We start from the raw sequence: 19,248 nt of genomic DNA, 5'->3' as shown, positions 1-19,248 counted from the left end.
GCGATCAGCCGAGCGCGTAGCCCACGCCGCGCACGGTGCGCAGCGGATCGTCGCCGCCATTCTTCATCAGCGCCTTGCGCAGCCGGCCCACATGCACGTCGATGGTGCGCGTGTCGACATAGATGTCGCGCCCCCAGACCCGGTCCAGCAGCTGTTCGCGCGTCCAGACGCGGCCCGGTTTCTCCATCAGCGTGGACAGCAGGCGGAACTCGGTCGGGCCCAGATGCAGCGACTGGCCCGCGCGGAACACCCGGTGTTCGGCCGCGTCCAGGATGATGTCGCCGAAGGACAGCCGCTCGCCCATGGTGGCGGGGCGGGTGCGGCGCAGCTGGGTGCGCAGGCGGGCCAGCAGCTCGACCACGGAATAGGGTTTGACCACGTAATCGTCGGCCCCCGTCTCCAGGCCGCGGACGCGGTCGACCTCCTCGCTGCGGGCCGACAGCATGATGATGGGGATGTTGCGGGTCGAGGGATCGGCCTTGACCTGGCGGCAGACCTCGATCCCCGAGACCTTGGGCAGCATCCAGTCCAGCACGATCAGGTCGGGCTGTTCCTCGGCCACCAGCAGCAGCGCATCCTCGCCGTTATCGGCCATCACCACGTCGAAGCCCTCGGCCTCCAGGTTGTAATGCAGGACCTCGCGCTGCGCGCCCTCGTCCTCGACGACCAGGACGCAGGGGGCTTGGCGCGCCATGGATCAGGCCCCCCCTGCGGGGCTGAAGGACGGCACGCTGTTGCTCTTGGGGCGCACGTCGTCGGGCAGCTCGCCTGACACCAGATAGATCACCTGTTCGGCGATGGATGTCGCGTGATCGCCCATGCGTTCGACATTCTTGGCGATGAAATGCAGATGCATGCAGGGGGTGATGTTGCGCGGATCCTCCATCATGTGGGTCAGGAACTCGCGGAACAGCGCGTTGTACATCTGGTCCACCTCCAGGTCGCGCTGGCGCACATCCTCGGCCAGGTCGGCATCGCGGCGGATATAGCTGTCCAGCGCGTCCTGCAGCATCTTGTTCACGGCCTGGCTCATCCGGCGCAGGGCGATGCCCGACCCGTTGATGGCGGGCATCTGGGCCAGGACCTCGGTGCGCTTGGCCATGTTCTTGGCGTAATCGCCCACCCGTTCCAGCGAGGCCGAGATCTTGATGACCGCCAGCACCATGCGCAGGTCGGTCGCGGTGGGGGCGCGCAGCGCGATCAGCCGGGCGGCATCCTCGTTGATCTGGGCCTCCAGCGCGTCGATCGCCTTGTCGCGGCGGCGGACATCCTCGGCCAGATCCTCGTCGCGCGTGTCCAGCGCGGTCGAGGCGTCGGTGATGGCGGCCTCGACCATGCCGCCCATCTTCACCACCAGCGCCTGGATCGTCTCCAGGTCGCGGTCGAAGGCCGAGGAGATATGCTTGTCGCGGTTCATGTCATGTCCTTTCGCGATCAGCCGATCCGGCCCGAGATATAGGCCTCGGTCCGGCTGTCCTGCGGCTTGGTGAAGATGTCGTCCGTCGCGCCGTATTCGACCAGGTTGCCCAGGTGGAAGAACGCGGTCTTCTGGCTGACGCGGGCGGCCTGCTGCATCGAATGGGTCACGATCACGACCGAGAATTCCGACCGCAGCTGCTCGATCAGCTCCTCGACCTGGCTGGTGGCGATGGGGTCCAGGGCCGAACAGGGCTCGTCCATCAGCAGGACCTCGGGGCTGGTGGCCACCGCGCGGGCGATGCACAGGCGCTGCTGCTGGCCGCCCGAAAGGCCGGTGCCCGGTTCCTGCAGGCGGTCCTTTACCTCGTTCCACAGGGCCGCGCCGCGCAGGGACCGCTCGACGATCTCGTCCAGATCGGCCTTGCCGCGGGCCAGGCCGTGGATGCGCGGGCCGTAGGCCACGTTGTCATAGATCGATTTCGGGAAGGGGTTGGGCTTTTGAAAGACCATGCCGACCTTGGCGCGCAGCTGCACCGGGTCCACGCGGCGGTCATAGACATCCTCGCCGTCGATCATGATCTTGCCCTCGATCCGGGCGATGTCGATCGTGTCATTCATGCGGTTGATGCAGCGCAGGAAGGTCGACTTGCCGCAGCCGGACGGGCCGATGAAGGCCGTCACGGTCTTGTCGAGGATCTCGACATTGACATCCTTGATGGCGTGCTTGTCGCCGTAATAGACCTGCACGTCGCGGGCCGAGATCTTGACGTCCGTCTGTGTCACGGCGCTCTCCGTTCGGGTGGTGTCATACATCATATCGCTCCTTTGCGCCGGTTACCAACGGCGCTCGAACTTGCGGCGCAGATAGACGGCCAGCAGGTTCATGCACAGCAGGAAGACCAGCAGCACGATGATCGCGCCCGATGCCCGTTCGACAAAGGCGGGATCGCTGCGCTGCGTCCAGTTGTAGACCTGCACGGGCAGGGCCGAGGCCGGGTCGAACAGGCCCTCCGGCGGCGCGCCGGGATATTCGCGCACGAAGGCCACCATGCCGATCAGCAGCAGTGGCGCCGTCTCGCCCAGGGCCTGGGCCAGGCCGATGATCGTGCCGGTCAGGATGCCGGGCATGGCCAGGGGCAGGACGTGGTGGAACACGGTCTGCATCCGGGACGCGCCCACCCCGAGCGCCGCGTCGCGGATCGAGGGCGGCACCGATTTCAGCGCCGCGCGGGTCGCGATGATGATCGTGGGCAGGGTCATCAGCGTCAGCACCAGGCCGCCCACGATGGGCGCCGATTGCGGCAGGCCGACGAAATTGATGAAGACCGCCAGCCCCAGGATGCCGAAGACGATCGACGGCACCGCCGCCAGGTTCGAGATATTGACCTCGATGATGTCGGTGATGCGGTTCTTTGGCGCGAATTCCTCCAGATAGATCGACGAGGCCACCCCGATCGGCACCGCCAGGAACAGCACCACCAGCATCATGTAGAGCGATCCCAGCATCGCCACGCCCACGCCGGCCGCCTCGGGGCGCTGGTCGGATGCGTCGGCATTGGTCAGGAATTCGCGGTTGAAGCGGGTGACCAGCAGGCCCTCGTCGCGCAGCACATCGGCCAGCATCAGCTGCTGGGGCGACACGTTGCTGTCGCGTTCGGCCGACTGCATGGTGACGCGGCCCTTGAAATAGCCGTCGATCCGGCCGTTCACCAGCACGTTCACATCGACCGTCTGGCCCACCAGATCAGGGTCGGCCAGCACCATGCGCCGCAGCTGCGCCGATGCATCGCGCGAGATCAGCCCGTCCACGTCCCCGTCCTGCAGGCCGGGGATCTGCAGGTTCAGGTCGGCCACCGCCCGGTCCAGCGCCCGGTCCAGCACCTGCCCATAGGACAGGGTCAGCACGCTGGCGATCTGGGCGGGGTCGCGGTTGCCCTGCGGGTCCAAGATCTCGGCATCCAGCGTCACCGGGATCGACAGATAGGTCTGGCGGAACGCCCCCGACCCGTCGCGGATGATCGTCGTGACCAGGAAGGCCAGGGCCAGCACCGCGATGGCAATGGCGGTCAGCCCATAGGCGCGGAACCGCTTCTCGGCGGCATTGCGCCGGCGCGTGCGCGCGTCCTTTTGATAGAGCGAGCCTTGGTGACGCGCCGCGCGCCGCTCGGTCGGGGATGCGTGGGACAGGTCGGTCATTCGTACTGCTCGCGATACTTGCGCACGATATAGAGCGCGATGACGTTCAGCCCGAGCGTGATGACGAACAGCGTCAGGCCCAGGGCGAAGGCGACCAGCGTCTCGGGCGAGGAGAAGTCGTTGTCGCCGGTCAGCTGGCTGACGATCTTGACCGTGATGGTGGTCATCGCCTCGAAGGGGTTGCCGCTGATCGTGGCCGCGGCCCCCGCGCCCAGCACCACGATCATTGTCTCGCCGATGGCGCGGCTGGCGGCCAGCAGGATTGCGCCGACGATGCCCGGCAGGGCGGCGGGCAGCACGACGCTGCGCACCGTCTCGGACGGGGTCGAGCCCAGGCCCAGGGCGCCGTCGCGCAGGCTTTGCGGCACGGCGTTGATGATGTCGTCGGAAAGCGAGCTGACGAAGGGGATCAGCATGATCCCCATGACCAGCCCCGCGGTCATCACCGAACTGGCGCTGTTGCCCAGGCCCGTGGGCTGCGCGATCCAGTCGCGCAGCAGCGGCCCGACCGTCACCAGCGCGAACAGGCCGTAGACGATGGTGGGGATGCCCGCCAGCACCTCGACCACGGGCTTGGCGATGCTGCGCATGCGCGGCCCGGCATATTCCGACAGATAGATCGCGGCCAGCAGGCCGATCGGCACCGCCACCAGCAGCGCGATGAAGCTGACATAGAGCGTGCCCCACAGCAGCGGCAGCATCCCCAGACGCGAATTCCCCTCGAAGCGGGGCGACCATTCGGTGCTGAAGAAGAACTGGCGGATGCTGTACTGCTCGAAGAAGTTGATCGTCTCGAAGATCAGCGACAGCACGATGCCGACGGTCGTGCCGATGGCGATCAGCGAACAGAACATCATGATGCCCAGCACCATGCGTTCCACCAGGTTGCGGGCGCGAAAGCCCGATTCGACCCGCGTCACTGCCCAGCCCAGCCCGGCCACCGCCGCGCCCAGGGCCAGCAGCCCCGCGAAACCGCCGCCGGTCACCGGGATGATGCCCGCCATGCGCGCGAAGGAGGCCAGCGCCAGCACCGTCAGCGCGGGCAGCATCACGGCCAGGGCGACATTCGCCCCGTGATAGGTGGGGCGGCTGTGCAGGCTGCGCACATCACCGCCCGACGCGGCGAAGGCGCGGCTGCGACCAACGAAAAAACCTGCCGCGGCCAGGATCATGGCGGCTAGCAGGGACCAGGACAGGGGCATCCGTCGAACCTCGGGCGGTCAGGGGGAAAACGGGCAGGGGGGAAACGGGGGCCGGCTGCGCGCCGGCCCCCGCATTGCATCACTGCATGACGGTTTCGTCGGCGACCGCCTGCTGGACCGAGGCCAGCTCGGGGTCCGAGACCAGGCCATAGGAGGCCAGCGGGCCGTTCGGGCCGGCGATGACGTCCGAGACGAAGAATTCCGCGAATTCCTTCACGCCCGGGATGACGCCGATATGCGCCTTCTTGACGTAGAAGAAGATCGGGCGCGACACGGGGTATTCGCCCGATGCGATGGTCTCGGTGCTGGGCACGACGCCGTTGATGGTCGCGACCTGCAGGGTGTTGGTGTTGTTCTCGTAGAAGGACAGGCCGAACACGCCGATGCCGTTGGGCGAGCTGCCGATGCGGCTCAGGGTCTCGGTATAGTCGCCGTCGATGTCGATCGAGCGGCCGTCGGTGCGCAGGCGGACGCAGGCTTCCTTTGCGTCATCCTCGCTCAGCTCGGCCTCGAAGACCTCCTTGGCGCCCGAATCCGCGCAGCCCTGCATGATGACCTTCTCCTCGAAGACCTCGCGGGTGCCGTGACGGGTGCCGGGCACGAAGACCAGGATCTCCTGATCGGGCAGGTCGCCATTGACCTCGGACCAGTTGGCGGCGGTGTTGTCGACGACCGCGCCATCCACGACGCGGCGGGCGGCCAGGGCGTTGAACACGTCCGCCGGCTCCAGCGCGAATTCGTTGCCGTCCACGGCCGAGGCGAAGACGATGCCGTCATAGCCGAAGCGGACTTCCATGATGTCGGTCACGCCATTGGCGGCGCATTCGGCGCGCTCGGTCTCGCGGATCGAGCGGCTGGAATTGGCGATGTCGATGGTGTTCGGGCCGACGCCTTCGCAGAAGCGGCGCAGACCGGTCGAGGACCCGCCCGATTCGATGACCGGGGTGGCGAAGTCGGTGTTCTCGCCGAACAGTTCGGCCACGATGGTCGAATAGGGCAGAACCGTGGACGAGCCGGCAACCTGAACCTGGTCGCGCGACTGCGCGAAGGCACCGGTCGCGGTCAGGGCGACGACGGACAGCGCGGTTGCGCCAAGGCCGAGGATCTTCATGGGTCTTCTCCTGAGGAGTGGAAGTTGCCCGGCACGGATACGTGGCTTTGGTGACAGCATTGCAACGCCCATGTGACAGAAACATGACATGACCCAACGGCAGGATGCGGGCGGGGGCGGCGGATGGCGCGATGGTGGAGGTGGGGGGAATGGTGGCCCGTGACAGATTCGAACTGCCGACCGGCCCGGTGTAAACGGGACGCTCTACCACTGAGCTAACGGGCCGTGGCTGGCCGTATATGACCGCCGCCGGGGCCGGGTTTCAAGCCGAAAAGCCCGGTGGATGCAGCACCGCCTCGCGTTCATGGGAGATGTGGTGGACGGCGCCCTGGATCACCGGGCCGCCTTGGGTCACCCCATGCCCCATGGCTAGGGCACGGATCATCCGCAGCGTGATCCCATGGGTGACCAGCACCGCGGGACCGTCCAGCCCCGCCAGCAGATCGCGGCAGCGCAGCTCCAAGGCGGCGAAGCCCTCGCCCCCCGGGCAGCGGTCGTACCAGTCCAGCGGGCCGCCCGCAAAGACCGCCGGGTGGCGGGCGCGCAGGTCATCCTCGCACAGCCCCGCGAAACCGCCCACGCAGATCTCGGCCAGGCGCGGATCGGCGGGGATGTCGGTGCCGAAGATCAGCCGCGCCGTGTCGCGCGCCCGCCCCGCCGGGCTGGTCAGCCGGATGCCGGGCAGACCGCGCGCCAGCGGGCCCAGGCCCCGCGCCTGCGCCCGCCCCATGGCCGTCAGCGGCGAATCCCCGCGCCCCTGCAGGCGGCCCTGCAGGTTCCATTCCGTCTGGCCATGCCGGATCAGCCACAAGGGCGGAAGGTCCCGCGCCTTCGCCATGACGGGCGCCATGACGGGCATCACGACGGGCGCGGGCATGGCGGGGTCAGGCCCGCAGGGTGCCGCCGGTGGCCTTCTGGACCTTCTCGACGATCTTGCGGCTGACGGCCTCGATCTCGGCATCGGTCAGGGTCTTGCCCTGCGGCTGCAGGCGCACCGTGATGGCCAGGGATTTGCGCCCGTCCTCCAGCCCGGTGAACTGGTCGAAGACCGACACGCCCGCGATCAGCGCCTTGTCCGCGCCGGCCGCGGCGTTGACCAAGGTCAGCGCCTCGACCCCCGCATCCACGACGAAGGCGAAATCGCGTTCGACGGCCTGGAATTCCGACATCTCCAGCGCAGGGCGCGTGGGCGTCCTGGTCTTGGGGAAGGGCACGGCGGCCAGGTGGATGGTGAAGCCCACGGCCGGGCCCTTGACGTCCATCTGGCGCAGGACGCGGGGGTGGATCTCGCCGAATGTCGCCAACGCGTTCGGCCCCAAGGCGATGGTGCCCGCGCGGCCCGGATGCCACCAGCCGTCCAGCTTGCGGGTGATCTGGGCGCGGGCGGGCGCGCCGATCGCCTGCAGGATCGCCTCGGCATCGGCCTTGGCGTCATAGAGGTCCACCTTGCGGCGGCTGCCGAAGGGATCGCGCGGCGCGGTCTGGCCGACCAGCAGCCCGCTGATGCGGACCGCCTGATCGCCTGGCTCTCCGCCCGCAAAGACCGGGCCCATCTCGAACAGCGCCAGATCGGCGAAGCCGCGCGCCTGGTTGCGCGCGGCCGCCTGCAGCAGGCCGGGCAGCAGGTCGGGGCGCAGATGCGACATCTCGCTGCTGATCGGGTTCTCCACCCGCACCGCATCGTCCCCGCCACCGAACAGCGCCGCCGAGGCCTGGTCGATGAAGCTGTAGGTCACGCATTCATTATAGCCCAAGGCCGCCGCCATCCGCCGCGCGGTCTTTTCGCGGACCTGCAGGGGCGTCAGCACGGGCTGCGGCACGCCCGCCTGCGCGCGCGGCAGGGGCTTGCCCTGCAGCTTGGTCAGGCTGGCGATGCGGGCGATCTCCTCGACCAGATCGGCCTCGCCCAGCACGTCGGGGCGCCAGGAGGGCACTTGGGCCATCTCGCCCTCCAGCCGGAAGCCCAAGGCCTCCAGCGTGGCGCGCTGATCGGCCTCCGGGATGTCCATGCCGACCAGGCGGCTGGTCCGCGCAGGGTCCAGGCGATAGGCGCGACCCGTGTCGGGCAGCGCGCCTGCGGTCACCACCTCGGAGGCCTCGCCGCCGCAGAGGTCGATCACCATGCGCGTGGCCAGCTCCAGCCCCGGCAGGGTGAATTCCGGGTCGATGCCGCGTTCGAAACGATAGCGCGCATCGCTGTTGATCTTCAGCGTACGGCCGGTGGCAGCGGTGCTGATCGGGTCGAACCAGGCGGCTTCGATGAAGACGTCGCGCGTCTCCTCGGACGCGCCCGAGGCAGCACCCCCCATGATGCCCGCGATGCTTTCCGGGCCGTGATCGTCGCAGATCACCACCGCGCCTTCGGGCAGGGCATAGGTCTTGTCGTCCAGCGCCACCAGCTCCTCACCTGCCCGCGCGCCGCGCAGGACCAGGTCGCCCGCGACCTTGGCCGCGTCGAAGACATGCAGCGGCCGGTTCAGGTCGAAGGTGAAGAAATTGGTGATGTCCACCAGCGCATTGATCGGGCGCAACCCGATCGCGCGCAGGCGCTTCTGCAGCCAGGCGGGCGACGGGCCGTTCGTCACGCCCCGCACCACGCGGCCCGCGAAGAACGGCGCCTTGGCGGCGACGTCCGCGTCGATGGTCACGCCCACCGGGCAGGGGAAGGTGCCCGGAACCGGCTCCACCGTCACCGGCTTCAGCACGCCCAGACCGCGCGCGGCCAGATCGCGGGCGATGCCGTGGACGCCCAGGGCGTCGGGGCGGTTGGGCGTGATCTTGATATGGATCATCGGGTCGATCTTCTCGGGCGCGTTCTGCGCCAGCCAGTCGACGAAACGCTGGCCGACCTCGCCCGAGGGCAGCTCGATAATGCCGTCATGTTCCTCGGACAGCTCCAGCTCGCGTTCCGATGCCATCATGCCGTGGCTTTCGACGCCGCGGATCTTGCCCACGCCAAGCGTCGTGTCGATGCCGGGGACGTAATCGCCGGGCTTGGCCAGCACCACGGTGATCCCCGCCCGCGCATTGGGGGCGCCGCAGACGATCTGCTTTTCGCCCTCATCCGTCATCACCCGGCAGACGCGCAGGCGGTCGGCATCGGGATGCTGCTGCGCGTCCTCGATCCGCGCCAGGGTGAAGCTGCCCAGCCTGGCTGCGGGGTCCGCGACCTCCTCGACCTCCAGCCCCAGATCGGTCAGCGCCTCGGCGATCTGATCCAGGGTGGCGGTGGTGTCCAGATGCTCCTTGAGCCAGGAGAGGGTGAACTTCATGGCGGCGGCCCTCCGGGGCGGTTTGCGGGTTTGCCGCCTTGAACCGCGCCCGGCGCCGAGAATCAAGCCCGTTCGACCGCTTGCCCGGCGGATCGGCCGGTGCCACTGTGACGGCGGGTTTTCCAAGGTGCTGCCATGAGTCGCAAATTTCCCCTGTTCTGTCTGCCCTTTATCCTGGCGGGCGCGCTGCCCGCCGCCGCCCAGGACGCGCCGTCCTGTTCGGGCCAGCCCGCCCTGTGGCTGGGCGGCCTGGCCGAGGAAAGCGATGTCAGCACCGCGGGCCGGATGCTGTCGCTGTCCATGTCCACGACGGATGCGACCAGCCCCTATGCAATGATCCGCGTCACCGGCGCCATGCAGCCCCTGCGGATCGAGGCCATGTCCGACGGCGACCCCGCCCTGCGGCTGGAGACGCCCGATGGCGACCTGCTGGCGGAAAACGACGACGCGGTGGGGCTGAACGCGCGGATCGAACAGACCGTGGGGCCGGGCGATTACTGCATCCGCCTGCTGGCGGTGGGCCAGCCGCGGATCGCGGCGACGGTGGCGGTGACCACGCCCGACCTGCCGCCGCTGCTGACGGGACCGGTCGACACGACCATCGCCCCCTGCCTGCCCGACACGCCCGCCCGTGACCTGGACGGCCCCCTGCCCCGGCAGGCCACGACCGGGGGCGCGGTGGAATATCTGCGCTTCACGCTGGACCAGCCCGCGCCCGTCACGCTGCGCGCGACCAGCGGCGATCTGGACCCGAACATGATCCTCTTTGACGATCAGGGCAATCAGGTTGCGGCCAATGACGATGCGGACGGGCTGAACGCGCGGCTGGATTTCCCCTCCGGGCTGGTAGGGGCCCATTGCCTGGGGGTGGCGCCGATCTCGGCCGGCGAGGGGCGGATCGAGGTCAGCCTGGCCGCGCTGGACCGCGACGCCTATCTGCGCGACGCCCATCGCCGGGGGGAACTGCCGCCGCCCCTGGACGGGTCGGTGCCGATGCAGCGGATCGACATCGCCGCCACGCCGGAGACGGTGGTCCTGCATGACGGGACCGCGCAATGGCTGGTCCTGACGCTGGACCGCGAGACCGCGCTGATCGTCACCGCCCATGGCAGCCTGGTCGGCGTGGACAGCAAGCTGGCGCTCTTTGGTCCCTCGGGCGGGCTGGTGGCGCAGGACGATGACGGCAGCGGCACGGTCGATGCCCGGATCGGGCCGGTCGTGCTGGCGCCCGGCGATTACCGGCTGGCCGTGACCGACGTGAACCGCCCCGATCAGGCGGGCGCGCCGATCCGCCCCGTGGGCCTGGTCTTCGAACGGTTCCAGCGGGTCGAATGACCCCGCGTCCGGCGCGGGAAACCTTGCGCCGGGCATGGTCGTTTCCCATGTGACAGCCGGGCCGCCCCGGCCCGCGCAAGGAAGGACCCCGATGGACACGCATCGCGAATTGCTGATCGAACAGCGCGTCGCCAACGAGGCGAAATCGCCGCTGATCGCCTATCTGCTGCTGATCTTCCTGTGGGGGTTCGGCGTGCACCGGATGTATCTGGGCCGCTGGATCAGCGGGTTCCTGATGCTGGCCACCTGGGGCGTGGGCTGGCTGCTGACCCCGATCCTGATCGGCTGGCCGGCGGTGGGCTTCGTGGTGCTGTGGTGCATCATCGACCTGTTCCTGATCCCCGGCATGGTCCGCAACGACCGCGAGGACATCCGCCGCCGCCTGCGGATCTAGGCCAGCAGCCGCGCGGGGATCAGCCCGCGCAGCGCATTCCCGCAGAGCATCGGCCCGCGCGCCAGATCCTCCAGCCCCAGATCGGCCTCACGCGCGCGGCCCGCGCCCAGCAGGCTGGCGCGTAGCACCCCCGGCAGCAGCCCCCGCGACAGAGGCGGCGTCAGCAGCACCCCGTCCCGTTCGACAAAGACCGACGTGATGCTGCCCTCGCAGGGCTGGCCGCGGTCGTTCAGCAGGATCACCTCGTCCAGCCCCGCAGCCAGGGCCGCGCGCGCCGCGTCATAGGCCGGACGATGCGAAGATTTCATCCCCAGCCACGGATCGCCCGCGCGCAGACGCTCGGCCGCGATGCCCACGCACCATTCCGGCGGGTTCGGGGCCAAGGGCGCATGGCTCAGCGTGAACCGCCCCCCCGCATCGACCGACAGCCGCGCCCGCAGCACCGCGCCCCGCGGCAGATCCGCCAGCAGCGCCGCGGCCCGCGCATGGTCCAGCCCCCAGCCAAGCCGCGCGCAGCCCCGCCGCAGCCGCGCCAGATGCAGCGGCCAGAGCGCGATGCCCCCGTCCGCCTCCGCGCGCATCGTCTCGAACAGGGTCAGGCCCGGGGGGTGGGGCTCAGGAATGCGGCCTTGCACAACGCCTCCTCCCATTCGGATGCGGCCTCGCTGTCATGGACGATCCCGCCGCCCACATTCAGGCGCAGCCGGTCCGGCGCGGCCAGCCAAGGGGACCGGATCGCCACCGAAAAGCGCATCGGCCCCGCGGGATCGACCCAACCGATGGCACCGCAATAGACCTCGCGCGGGGCTGCCTCCAGCTCGGCGATGATCTCCATCGCGCGGATCTTGGGCGCCCCGGTGATGGATCCGCAGGGAAACAGCGCGCCCAGGATCTGGGCCAGGCCCACGCCGGGCGCCAGCCGCCCCTGGACGGTCGAGACCATCTGATGGACGGTGGCATAGGTCTCGACATGGAACAGCTGGGGGACGCGGACGCTGCCGGGCAGGCAGATGCGGCTGATGTCGTTGCGCAGAAGGTCCACGATCATCAGGTTCTCGGCGCGGTTCTTTTCCGATCCACGCAGCGCCGCGATGGTCGCGGCGTCGTCGGGCGCGCGGGCGGCAGTGCCCTTCATGGGTCGGGTGGTGACTATGCCCTGCCCGTCCACGGCAAAGAACAGCTCCGGGCTGCGCGACAGGACGGGGGGGCCGCCCAGATCGACGAAGGCCCCTTCGGGGACCGGCTGGCGCGCGGCCAGCATCGCATAGAGCGCCAGCGGATCGCCCGCGACCTCGGCCTCGATCGGGAAGGTCAGGTTGATCTGATAGGTGTCGCCGGATTCGATCAGCCGATGCACCGCCGCGATGGCCGCGTCATAGCGCGCCCGGTCCCAGAGCGGCCGCACCGCCCCGATCCGCCCCCCCGGTTCGGGCAGCGGCGGCGCGGGGCGCGGGGCGTCGAAGACCCCCATCAGGATCAGCGGCATGGCGCGATCCGCAGGCATCAGCTCGGCCAGGCGCGGGGTCAGGGCGTGACCCAGCTCGTAGGACAGGTATCCCGCCAACCATTGCCCCCGCGCGGTCGCCGCCTGCATCGCGGCCAAGGCCAGGCCGACGCCCTGCGGCGTATCGGCCCGGATCACCGTCTGCGGGGCCGCGAAGATCGTGCCCTGCCCAAGGGGTCCGGTGTCGAAGCGGATGCTGCCGGTCATCCCTTGGCCTTCTGCGCGGCGCGACCCTCGCGGACCTTGGTGGCCAGGTCGCGGGCCACGGCGAAGGCGCCCTTGATGCGTTCGGCATCGGTGGCGAAGTCGCGTTTCAGCACGACCTTGTTGTCGGTGACCTTGGCGGTGCCGCGCTCGTCGGACAGGAATTCCACCAGGCCCGCGGGGTTGGGGAACTTGTCCATGTGGAACTGGACCGTGACGCCCTTGGGGCCCACGTCCAGCTTCGAGATATTGGCGCGTTTCGCCATCGCCTTGATGCGGATCACCAGCAGCAGCGTGTTCACCTCGCGCGGCAGGGGGCCGAAACGGTCGATCAGCTCGGCCGCGAAGCCCTCCAGCTCGACCTTGGTGGTCAGCTCGGCCAAGCGGCGATAGAGGCCAAGCCGCACGTCCAGATCGGGGATATAGCTGTCAGGAATGGTCACCGGCACGCCCAGGTTCAGCTGGGGCGCCCATTCATCCTCGGGCGTGCCCTCCAGCTCTCCGGATTTCAGCTTGGCGATCGTCTCCTCCAGCATGGCCTGATAGAGCTCGAAGCCGACCTCCTTGATATGGCCCGACTGCTCCTCGCCCAGAAGGTTGCCCGCGCCGCGCAGGTCCAGGTCCTGGGATGCCAGGTTGAAGCCCGCCCCCAGCCCGTCGATGGACCCCAGGAATTTCAGCCGCCGCATCGCCTGCGGGGTCAGCGGAACGCGGGGTTTCGTGGTCAGATAGGCATAGGCCCGCGCCTTGGACCGCCCCACGCGACCGCGGATTTGATAGAGCTGCGACAACCCGAACATGTCCGCGCGCCAGACGATCATCGTGTTCGCGGTCGGGATATCCAGCCCCGATTCCACGATGGTCGTGGCCAGCAGCACGTCATGGCTGCCGTCGTAGAAGGCGTTCATCCGCTGATCCAGATCGCCCGCCGCCAGCTGGCCGTGGGCCACGATATAGTTCAGCTCGGGCATGTTCTCGGTCAGCCAATGCTCGACCTCGGGCAGGTCGGTCAGGCGCGGCACCACGAAGAAGGACTGACCGCCGCGATATTTTTCGCGCAAAAGCGCCTCGCGGATGGTGACGCTGTCGAATTCGCTGACATAGGTGCGGATCGCCAGGCGGTCCACCGGCGGCGTGCTGATGACCGACAGGTCGCGCACCCCGGTCAGGGACAGCTGCAGCGTGCGCGGGATGGGCGTCGCGGTCAGGGTCAGGACGTGGATGTCGGAGCGTAGTTCCTTCAGGCGCTCCTTATGGGCCACGCCGAAATGCTGCTCCTCGTCGATGATCAGCAGGCCGAGATTCTTGAAGCACACGCCCTTGGCCAGCACGGCATGGGTGCCGACGACGATATCCACCTGCCCGTCCGACAGGCCGGTGCGGGTGGCGTTAGCGTCCTTGGTGCTGACAAAGCGCGACAGTGGGCGCACGGTGATCGCGGTGCCGCGGAAGCGTTCGACAAAGCTGCGGTAATGCTGGCGGGCCAGCAGGGTCGTGGGGGCGACCACGGCGACCTGCATCCCTTGGCTTGCGGCGATGAAGGCGGCGCGCATCGCGACCTCGGTCTTGCCGAAGCCCACATCGCCCACGACCAGCCGGTCCATCGGGCGGCCCATTGCCAGATCGCCGGCCACATCCTCGATGGCTGACAGCTGGTCGTCGGTCTCGCTATAGGGAAAGCGCGCGGCAAAGGCCTGCCAGTCGTGGTCCTCGGGCTCCAGCACCGGGGCGGGGCGCAGCAGGCGTTCGGCGGCGACACGCATCAGCTTGTCGGCGATCAGCTTGATGCGTTCCTTGAGGCGCGCCTTGCGGGCCTGCCAGGCGCCGCCACCGAGGCGGTCCAGTAACCCCTCCTCATGGCCGTAACGCGACAGCAGCTCGATATTCTCGACCGGGACATAAAGACGGTCGCCGCCCGCATATTCCAGCGCCACGCAGTCATGCGGCACCTTCAGCGCCATGATCGTCTCGATGCCGGTATAGCGGCCGATGCCGTGTTCGACATGCACGACCAGATCTCCGGGCGACAGGGTCTGGGTGTCCTTGAGGAAATTATCGGCCTTGCGCCGTTTCTTGGCACCCCGGATCAGCCGGTCGCCCAGCACGTCCTGTTCCGAAATGACCGCGATCCGCCCCAAGGCGGTGCCATCCGCGACGAACCCCTCCTCCAGCGGCCAGACGGCAAGGCCGACGGACCCCGCAGCCTCGGGCAGGTCGCGCAGATCCGTGATGGGCTTGGCGCCCGCCAACCCCTCATCGGTCAGAAGCCCCGACAGGCGGTCGCGCGCCCCGTCGGAGAAGCTGGCGATGACCACGCGATGTGTGCGGGCCAGCGCCTTGACGTGATCGGCCAGGGCGCTGAACAGGTTGATCTGTTCGGCCTGCCGTTCGGGGGCGAAATTGCGCCCCGGCCGCCCGCCCGCATCCAGCACGCCCGGACCGGGGGGCTGGTTCAGCACCGACAGGCGCAGCACGCGATGCGGGGCCAGCCAGGCGGTCCATTCGCTTTCCGTCGGGAACATCGCGTCGGGGGGGATGGGCTTGTAGACCGTATCCGTGCGCCCCTTGGCGGCCATGGCGGCGCGGCGGGCGTCGAACTGTTCGCGGATCGTGTTGCGCCGCGCGTCGATCACCTGGCCCAGATGGTCGTCCAGCACCACCGATGCGCCGGGCAGATAGTCGAAGACGCTCTCGGTCCGGTCGTGGAACCACGGCAGCCAATGTTCCATGCCCGCCGTCTTGCGCCCCGCGCTGACGCTTTCATAGAGCGGGTCGCTGGTCCCGCCGCCATATTCGGCGCGATAGGCCTGGCGGAACCGGGTGATCGAGGCCTCGTCCAGGATCACCTCGGACATGGGGGCCAGCTCGACCCGGTCCAGCTTTTCGGTGGTGCGCTGCGTGTCGGGATCGAACCGGCGCGCCCCGTCCAGCACATCGCCGAACAGATCCAGCCGGATCGGCCCGGTGGTGCCCGGGGGATAGATGTCGATGATGCCGCCCCGGATCGCGTAGTCGCCCGGATCGGTGACCGTGGGGCTCTGCACGAAGCCCATGCGGACCAGGAAATCGCGCAAGGCCCCTTCGTCGATGCGGTCGCCCACGCGGGCCATGAAGGCCGTGCCGCGCACCAGATCGCGCGCAGGCACGCGCTGCAGCACCGCGTTCAGCGTGGTCAGCAGCACGAAGGGCCCCTTGACGCGGCCCTGCGCCAGCCCGGCCAGCGTGGCCATGCGCGCGGCCTGAACCTCGGGCGCGGGGGACACGCGGTCATAGGGGGTCGTGTCCCAGGCCGGGAAATCCAGCACGGCCAGATGCGGGGCCATGAAGGCCAGCGCCGCGCGCATCGCCTCCATGCGGCGGTCGTCGCGGGCCACGTGGATCACGGGGGCGCCGCGGTTTTCGGGTCGCGCGGCCTCGCGCGCGATCAGCGCGGCGTCATAGCCTTCGGGCGCGCCGGACAGGATCAACTGGTCGGACATGCGCCGTCAGGTATAGGGCCGGGCCGCGAAGTCAAGCGGCCTCAGAACCCGTTGGGATGCATCAGCGTCCACAGCGTCCCCCACAGCACCGTCACCGCCACCGCCACCATCGACAGCAGCGTCACCCAGCGCCGGTGCCAGACCATCCGCCGGGCCGCCTGTTCGGCCGCCTGCGACAGATCGGCGCGACCGTCCTGCGCCGCCTCGATCAGCGGCACCAGCCGGCGCGCCAGCCCCACCCGCAGCCAGAAGAGCAGCCAGAAGGGCAGCAGCAGCAGGAACAGCGCCTGCGCCATCTCCAGCCAGAAGACAAAGCCGAAGACCCCGAGCGAGGTCAGCAGGAAACTGGTCACGCCCAGGAATATCACCCCCTCGCGCGGGCCCAGCCGCCAGCGCGGCAGCACCAGCGACAGCCAGTCCAGCAGGGTGATGACCGCGGTACCGTCCGATTGCCCGTGGGACTGGGCCAGGCGGGCGCGGGTCAGCACCTCGGTCGGCACGCCCAGCACGCTGCGCCCGGTGGCCGACCACATGCCCAACAGGACCAGCCAATACCAGATCGTCGCGAAGGACCGGCTGTCCAGCAGGCCGATCAGGCTGTTGACTTGCGGCACGGGCAGTTCCTTGTCCTTGGCTGCGGGCGACCTTAGAACGGGTTTTCGACAAGGGAAAGCCACCCGCTTGTCCCACCCCCCGGATCCGAGGTTCCCATGGCCAGCCCCATCATCGCGCCCTTTCCCGCATCGCGCCTGCGCCGCCTGCGCCGCACCGCCAACATCCGGGCGATGGTGTCGGAACGCAACCTGACCCCCGCCAACCTGATCTGGCCGATCTTCGTGACCGAGGTGCCCGGCGCCGAGGGCGAGATCGCCTCGATGCCCGGCGTGGAACGGCTGACCCTGGACGGGGTGCGGCGCGCGGCCGAACGCGCGGCGCGGCTGAACATCCCCGCCATCTGCATCTTTCCCCATTCCGACCAGGACAGCCGCACCGAGGGCTGCGAACGCGCATGGGACCCCGACAATATCGGCAACCTGGCGATCCGCGCCGTCAAGGAGGAGGTCCCCGACCTGGCCGTGATGACCGACATCGCGCTGGACCCCTATAATGCCAACGGCCATGACGGCCTGGTCGTCGACGGCGAGATCCTGAACGACGAGACGGTCGAGGCGCTGGTCCGCATGGCCTTGGTCCAGGCGGAATGCGGCGCCGACATCCTGGGCCCGTCGGACATGATGGACGGGCGCATCGCCGCCCTGCGCGCGGCCCTGGAACGCGAGGGGCACAAGCATGTCGCGATCCTGTCCTATGCCGCGAAATTCGCCAGCGCCTTCTATGGGCCGTTCCGCGACGCGGTCGGCGCCTCGGGGCGGCTGGTCGGCGACAAGAAAACCTATCAGATCAACCCCGCCAACCGCGGCGAGGCGATCCGCTGCGTCGCCCGCGACCTGGCCGAGGGCGCGGACATGGTCATGGTCAAGCCCGGCATGCCCTATCTGGACATCTGCCAGGCCGTGAAGGAGGAGTTCGGCGCCCCCACTTTCGCCTATCAGGTCAGCGGCGAATACGCGATGCTGGAAGGGGCGATCCGCAACGGCTGGCTGTCGCGCGAGGCGATGGTGGAAAGCCTGCTGTGCTTCCGCCGGGCGGGATGCGACGGCATCCTCAGCTATTTCGCGCCCACCGTGGCCGAGATGCTGGCGTGACCTGCCCCCTTGGCGTATCCTGACGGGCAACGGGCCGCCACAAGGCCCGATCCTGACATGAGGCGACAGATGACCCATTCCCGGAACATGACCCGGCGCACCCTGCTGCTGACGGGGGGCGCGGCGCTGATGCTGGGCGCCTGCACCAATGCGGTGGGCACGGACGGCGCGGCCCAGGTCGATGCGCGGGTCGACCAGACCCATCAATACCTGATCCAGTCCTATCCCGCCGCCCAGCCTTTGGTCGAGGGGGCGCGCGGCGTGCTCTACATGCCGCTGATGACCGAGGCCGCCCTGGGCTTCGGCGGGGCCTATGGCCAGGGCGCGCTGCGCATCGGCGGGCAGACGGTGGATTACTATTCCGCGACGCGGGCCACGGTGGGCCTGCAGGCCGGGGCGCAGCAATATGCGCATGTCCTGATCTTCCAGACCGACGAATCCCTGGCCGCCTTCCGCGCGGCGCCGGGCTGGACGGCGGGGGCCGGGGCCTTCTATGCGATCCCGTCGGGGGGGATGGCGGTCGGCGCGGACACGTTCAGCGCCCAGTTCCCGGTCGTGGCGATGATCTTCGGCCAGTCTGGCCTGATCGCCGGCGCCGCGATCGAGGGGACGAAATACACCCGCATCATCCCCTCGACCCTGCCCGACATCCGCTTCGGCACGGTGGGGATGCCCGGCTGACGCCTCAGGCCGGGCGGGGCGCGGCCAGGCCGATGACCATCGCCGCCTCGAACCCGCCCGGGACCTGGGTCACCTCGGCATAGGCGCCCTGCCCCGCGCGGCGCGCGATGCCGTCGCGGTCGTTGAAGATCAGCCCCCGCGTCGATCCGCGCGCATATTCGGGGCGCTGGTCGAACACCGCGCGGCTGAAGCGGTCGGGAAAGAAGATCTGGCCCGTCAGCATGGACCGCTGGCCCATCAGCACCTTGAAATGCACATGGGTCGTGCGGCCCCGATACCAGCCGGGCCAGATGGTGCGGAAGGCCACCCGCCCCGCCGGATTGGTCATCTGCGACCCGCGCAGGAAGGCCTGGCCCCGCAGGTCGCCATCCGCCTGGCCCGCGACGCCGCTGTAATTGCCCTGCGCGTCGCAATGCCAGATATCGACCCGCGCCCCGTCGATGGGCCGGCAGCCCGCATCCACCACCTGCAGCCGCAAGGCCAGCGGATAGCCCGGCCGCCCGTCGCGGATGTCGGACCGCATCAGCTGGGGATCGACATAGAACGGCCCCTCGGTCGTCTCCGGGGTCAGCTGGCAGACATGGGTGGCGATCAGCCGGGCGTCGCGCGCATCGCGCGCCAGCGCGCGGCTGACCGCCCCCAGGCCCAGGACGGATGGCGCGGCCAAGGCAAGCGCCTTCAGCAGGTCACGGCGTGCGGTCATGCGGCATCCCCCTTCGGTGCTGCGGCCCATCATGGCCGGTCG

Annotated in this window: 17 protein-coding genes and 1 tRNA gene; 4 read left to right on the top strand and 14 right to left on the bottom strand. The window is 69.1% G+C overall.

Features of this window, described 5'->3' with window-relative positions; translation table 11 throughout:
- Positions 1-4: 4 nt before the first annotated feature.
- The 9 genes from phoB to pheT all read right to left on the bottom strand — a co-directional run bounded on the left by phoB (position 5) and on the right by pheT (position 9,200).
- Positions 5-694 carry a phosphate regulon transcriptional regulator PhoB gene (gene phoB / locus JHW48_RS03975; RefSeq protein WP_119886370.1) on the bottom strand — a complete coding sequence of 230 codons (690 nt, stop codon included), beginning with the start codon at positions 692-694 and terminating at the stop codon, positions 5-7.
- Positions 695-697: 3 nt separating this feature from the next.
- The gene (phoU, locus tag JHW48_RS03970; RefSeq protein WP_119886369.1) at positions 698-1,417 is read right to left on the bottom strand and encodes a phosphate signaling complex protein PhoU; all 720 of its coding nucleotides are present in this window, start codon (positions 1,415-1,417) and stop codon (positions 698-700) included.
- 17 nt (positions 1,418-1,434) lie between these two features.
- Complete coding sequence (gene pstB / locus JHW48_RS03965) at positions 1,435-2,232, bottom strand: phosphate ABC transporter ATP-binding protein PstB (RefSeq protein ID WP_119886368.1); 798 nt, start codon at positions 2,230-2,232, stop codon at positions 1,435-1,437.
- A 21-nt stretch (positions 2,233-2,253) separates the two neighbouring features.
- Complete coding sequence (gene pstA, locus JHW48_RS03960) at positions 2,254-3,606, bottom strand: phosphate ABC transporter permease PstA (RefSeq protein WP_419182410.1); 1,353 nt, start codon at positions 3,604-3,606, stop codon at positions 2,254-2,256.
- 5 nt (positions 3,607-3,611) lie between these two features.
- Entirely contained in the window at positions 3,612-4,817 is a 1,206-nt protein-coding gene (pstC, locus tag JHW48_RS03955) for a phosphate ABC transporter permease subunit PstC (RefSeq protein WP_119886366.1), read from the bottom strand.
- Positions 4,818-4,896: 79 nt separating this feature from the next.
- Positions 4,897-5,928, bottom strand: a complete 1,032-nt coding sequence (locus tag JHW48_RS03950; protein WP_119886365.1) for a substrate-binding domain-containing protein — start codon at positions 5,926-5,928, stop codon at positions 4,897-4,899.
- Between the two features lie 150 nt (positions 5,929-6,078).
- Positions 6,079-6,153, bottom strand: a tRNA-Val gene (locus JHW48_RS03945).
- A gap of 37 nt (positions 6,154-6,190) precedes the next feature.
- On the bottom strand, positions 6,191-6,805 hold the full coding sequence (locus JHW48_RS03940; protein ID WP_240637907.1) for a histidine phosphatase family protein: 615 nt from the start codon (positions 6,803-6,805) through the stop codon (positions 6,191-6,193).
- Between the two features lie 7 nt (positions 6,806-6,812).
- Complete coding sequence (gene pheT, locus JHW48_RS03935; RefSeq protein WP_119886998.1) at positions 6,813-9,200, bottom strand: phenylalanine--tRNA ligase subunit beta; 2,388 nt, start codon at positions 9,198-9,200, stop codon at positions 6,813-6,815.
- Between the two features lie 135 nt (positions 9,201-9,335).
- On the opposite strand from pheT, the gene JHW48_RS03930 reads away from it, so the two are divergent.
- Both JHW48_RS03930 and JHW48_RS03925 read left to right on the top strand, forming a co-directional pair.
- Positions 9,336-10,535: a hypothetical protein gene (locus JHW48_RS03930; RefSeq protein WP_119886997.1), complete on the top strand. Its 1,200-nt coding sequence runs from the start codon at positions 9,336-9,338 to the stop codon at positions 10,533-10,535.
- 91 nt (positions 10,536-10,626) lie between these two features.
- A complete protein-coding gene (locus tag JHW48_RS03925; protein ID WP_119886996.1) occupies positions 10,627-10,929 on the top strand; it encodes a TM2 domain-containing protein in 303 nt (100 codons plus the stop codon).
- Here JHW48_RS03925 and JHW48_RS03920 read toward each other — a convergent pair.
- Genes JHW48_RS03920 through JHW48_RS03905 form a run of 4 tightly spaced genes read right to left on the bottom strand, consistent with a single transcriptional unit; the run spans position 10,926 to position 16,730 of the window.
- The gene (locus JHW48_RS03920; RefSeq protein ID WP_119886995.1) at positions 10,926-11,579 is read right to left on the bottom strand and encodes an aminotransferase class IV; all 654 of its coding nucleotides are present in this window, start codon (positions 11,577-11,579) and stop codon (positions 10,926-10,928) included. The genes JHW48_RS03925 and JHW48_RS03920 overlap by 4 nt on opposite strands.
- Positions 11,525-12,640, bottom strand: coding sequence for an aminodeoxychorismate synthase component I (locus JHW48_RS03915; protein WP_119886994.1), 1,116 nt, complete (start codon positions 12,638-12,640; stop codon positions 11,525-11,527). Before JHW48_RS03915 ends, JHW48_RS03920 begins: the two co-directional genes overlap by 55 nt.
- On the bottom strand, positions 12,637-16,116 hold the full coding sequence (mfd, locus tag JHW48_RS03910; RefSeq protein ID WP_119886993.1) for a transcription-repair coupling factor: 3,480 nt from the start codon (positions 16,114-16,116) through the stop codon (positions 12,637-12,639). Before mfd ends, JHW48_RS03915 begins: the two co-directional genes overlap by 4 nt.
- Positions 16,117-16,157: 41 nt before the next feature.
- Complete coding sequence (locus JHW48_RS03905) at positions 16,158-16,730, bottom strand: hypothetical protein (RefSeq protein ID WP_119886992.1); 573 nt, start codon at positions 16,728-16,730, stop codon at positions 16,158-16,160.
- A gap of 96 nt (positions 16,731-16,826) precedes the next feature.
- Here JHW48_RS03905 and hemB point away from each other — a divergent pair, with 96 nt between their 5' ends.
- On the top strand, positions 16,827-17,822 hold the full coding sequence (gene hemB, locus JHW48_RS03900; protein ID WP_119886991.1) for a porphobilinogen synthase: 996 nt from the start codon (positions 16,827-16,829) through the stop codon (positions 17,820-17,822).
- Positions 17,823-17,909: 87 nt separating this feature from the next.
- On the top strand, positions 17,910-18,503 hold the full coding sequence (locus JHW48_RS03895) for a lipid-binding SYLF domain-containing protein (RefSeq protein WP_272835767.1): 594 nt from the start codon (positions 17,910-17,912) through the stop codon (positions 18,501-18,503).
- Positions 18,504-18,507: 4 nt separating this feature from the next.
- On the opposite strand, the gene JHW48_RS03890 is transcribed toward JHW48_RS03895, so the two are convergent.
- Positions 18,508-19,206: an intradiol ring-cleavage dioxygenase gene (locus tag JHW48_RS03890; RefSeq protein WP_119886989.1), complete on the bottom strand. Its 699-nt coding sequence runs from the start codon at positions 19,204-19,206 to the stop codon at positions 18,508-18,510.
- Positions 19,207-19,248: the final 42 nt, after the last annotated feature.

Source organism: Paracoccus aestuarii (assembly GCF_028553885.1).
Lineage (GTDB): Bacteria > Pseudomonadota > Alphaproteobacteria > Rhodobacterales > Rhodobacteraceae > Paracoccus > Paracoccus aestuarii.
This window is presented reverse-complemented; position numbering and strand designations above follow the sequence as displayed.

What these genes read in the sequence shown, in the direction of transcription:
- phoB (WP_119886370.1), bottom strand. Translation starts at nt 694, where the DNA reads ATGGCGCGCCAAGCCCCCTGCGTCCTGGTCGTCGAGGACGAGGGCGCG.
- phoU (WP_119886369.1), bottom strand. Translation starts at nt 1,417, where the DNA reads ATGAACCGCGACAAGCATATCTCCTCGGCCTTCGACCGCGACCTGGAG.
- pstB (WP_119886368.1), bottom strand. Translation starts at nt 2,232, where the DNA reads ATGTATGACACCACCCGAACGGAGAGCGCCGTGACACAGACGGACGTC.
- pstC (WP_119886366.1), bottom strand. Translation starts at nt 4,817, where the DNA reads ATGCCCCTGTCCTGGTCCCTGCTAGCCGCCATGATCCTGGCCGCGGCA.
- JHW48_RS03950 (WP_119886365.1), bottom strand. Translation starts at nt 5,928, where the DNA reads ATGAAGATCCTCGGCCTTGGCGCAACCGCGCTGTCCGTCGTCGCCCTG.
- JHW48_RS03940 (WP_240637907.1), bottom strand. Translation starts at nt 6,805, where the DNA reads ATGCCCGCGCCCGTCGTGATGCCCGTCATGGCGCCCGTCATGGCGAAG.
- pheT (WP_119886998.1), bottom strand. Translation starts at nt 9,200, where the DNA reads ATGAAGTTCACCCTCTCCTGGCTCAAGGAGCATCTGGACACCACCGCC.
- JHW48_RS03930 (WP_119886997.1), top strand. Translation starts at nt 9,336, where the DNA reads ATGAGTCGCAAATTTCCCCTGTTCTGTCTGCCCTTTATCCTGGCGGGC.
- JHW48_RS03925 (WP_119886996.1), top strand. Translation starts at nt 10,627, where the DNA reads ATGGACACGCATCGCGAATTGCTGATCGAACAGCGCGTCGCCAACGAG.
- JHW48_RS03920 (WP_119886995.1), bottom strand. Translation starts at nt 11,579, where the DNA reads ATGGGAGGAGGCGTTGTGCAAGGCCGCATTCCTGAGCCCCACCCCCCG.
- JHW48_RS03915 (WP_119886994.1), bottom strand. Translation starts at nt 12,640, where the DNA reads ATGACCGGCAGCATCCGCTTCGACACCGGACCCCTTGGGCAGGGCACG.
- mfd (WP_119886993.1), bottom strand. Translation starts at nt 16,116, where the DNA reads ATGTCCGACCAGTTGATCCTGTCCGGCGCGCCCGAAGGCTATGACGCC.
- hemB (WP_119886991.1), top strand. Translation starts at nt 16,827, where the DNA reads ATGGCCAGCCCCATCATCGCGCCCTTTCCCGCATCGCGCCTGCGCCGC.
- JHW48_RS03895 (WP_272835767.1), top strand. Translation starts at nt 17,910, where the DNA reads ATGACCCGGCGCACCCTGCTGCTGACGGGGGGCGCGGCGCTGATGCTG.
- JHW48_RS03890 (WP_119886989.1), bottom strand. Translation starts at nt 19,206, where the DNA reads ATGACCGCACGCCGTGACCTGCTGAAGGCGCTTGCCTTGGCCGCGCCA.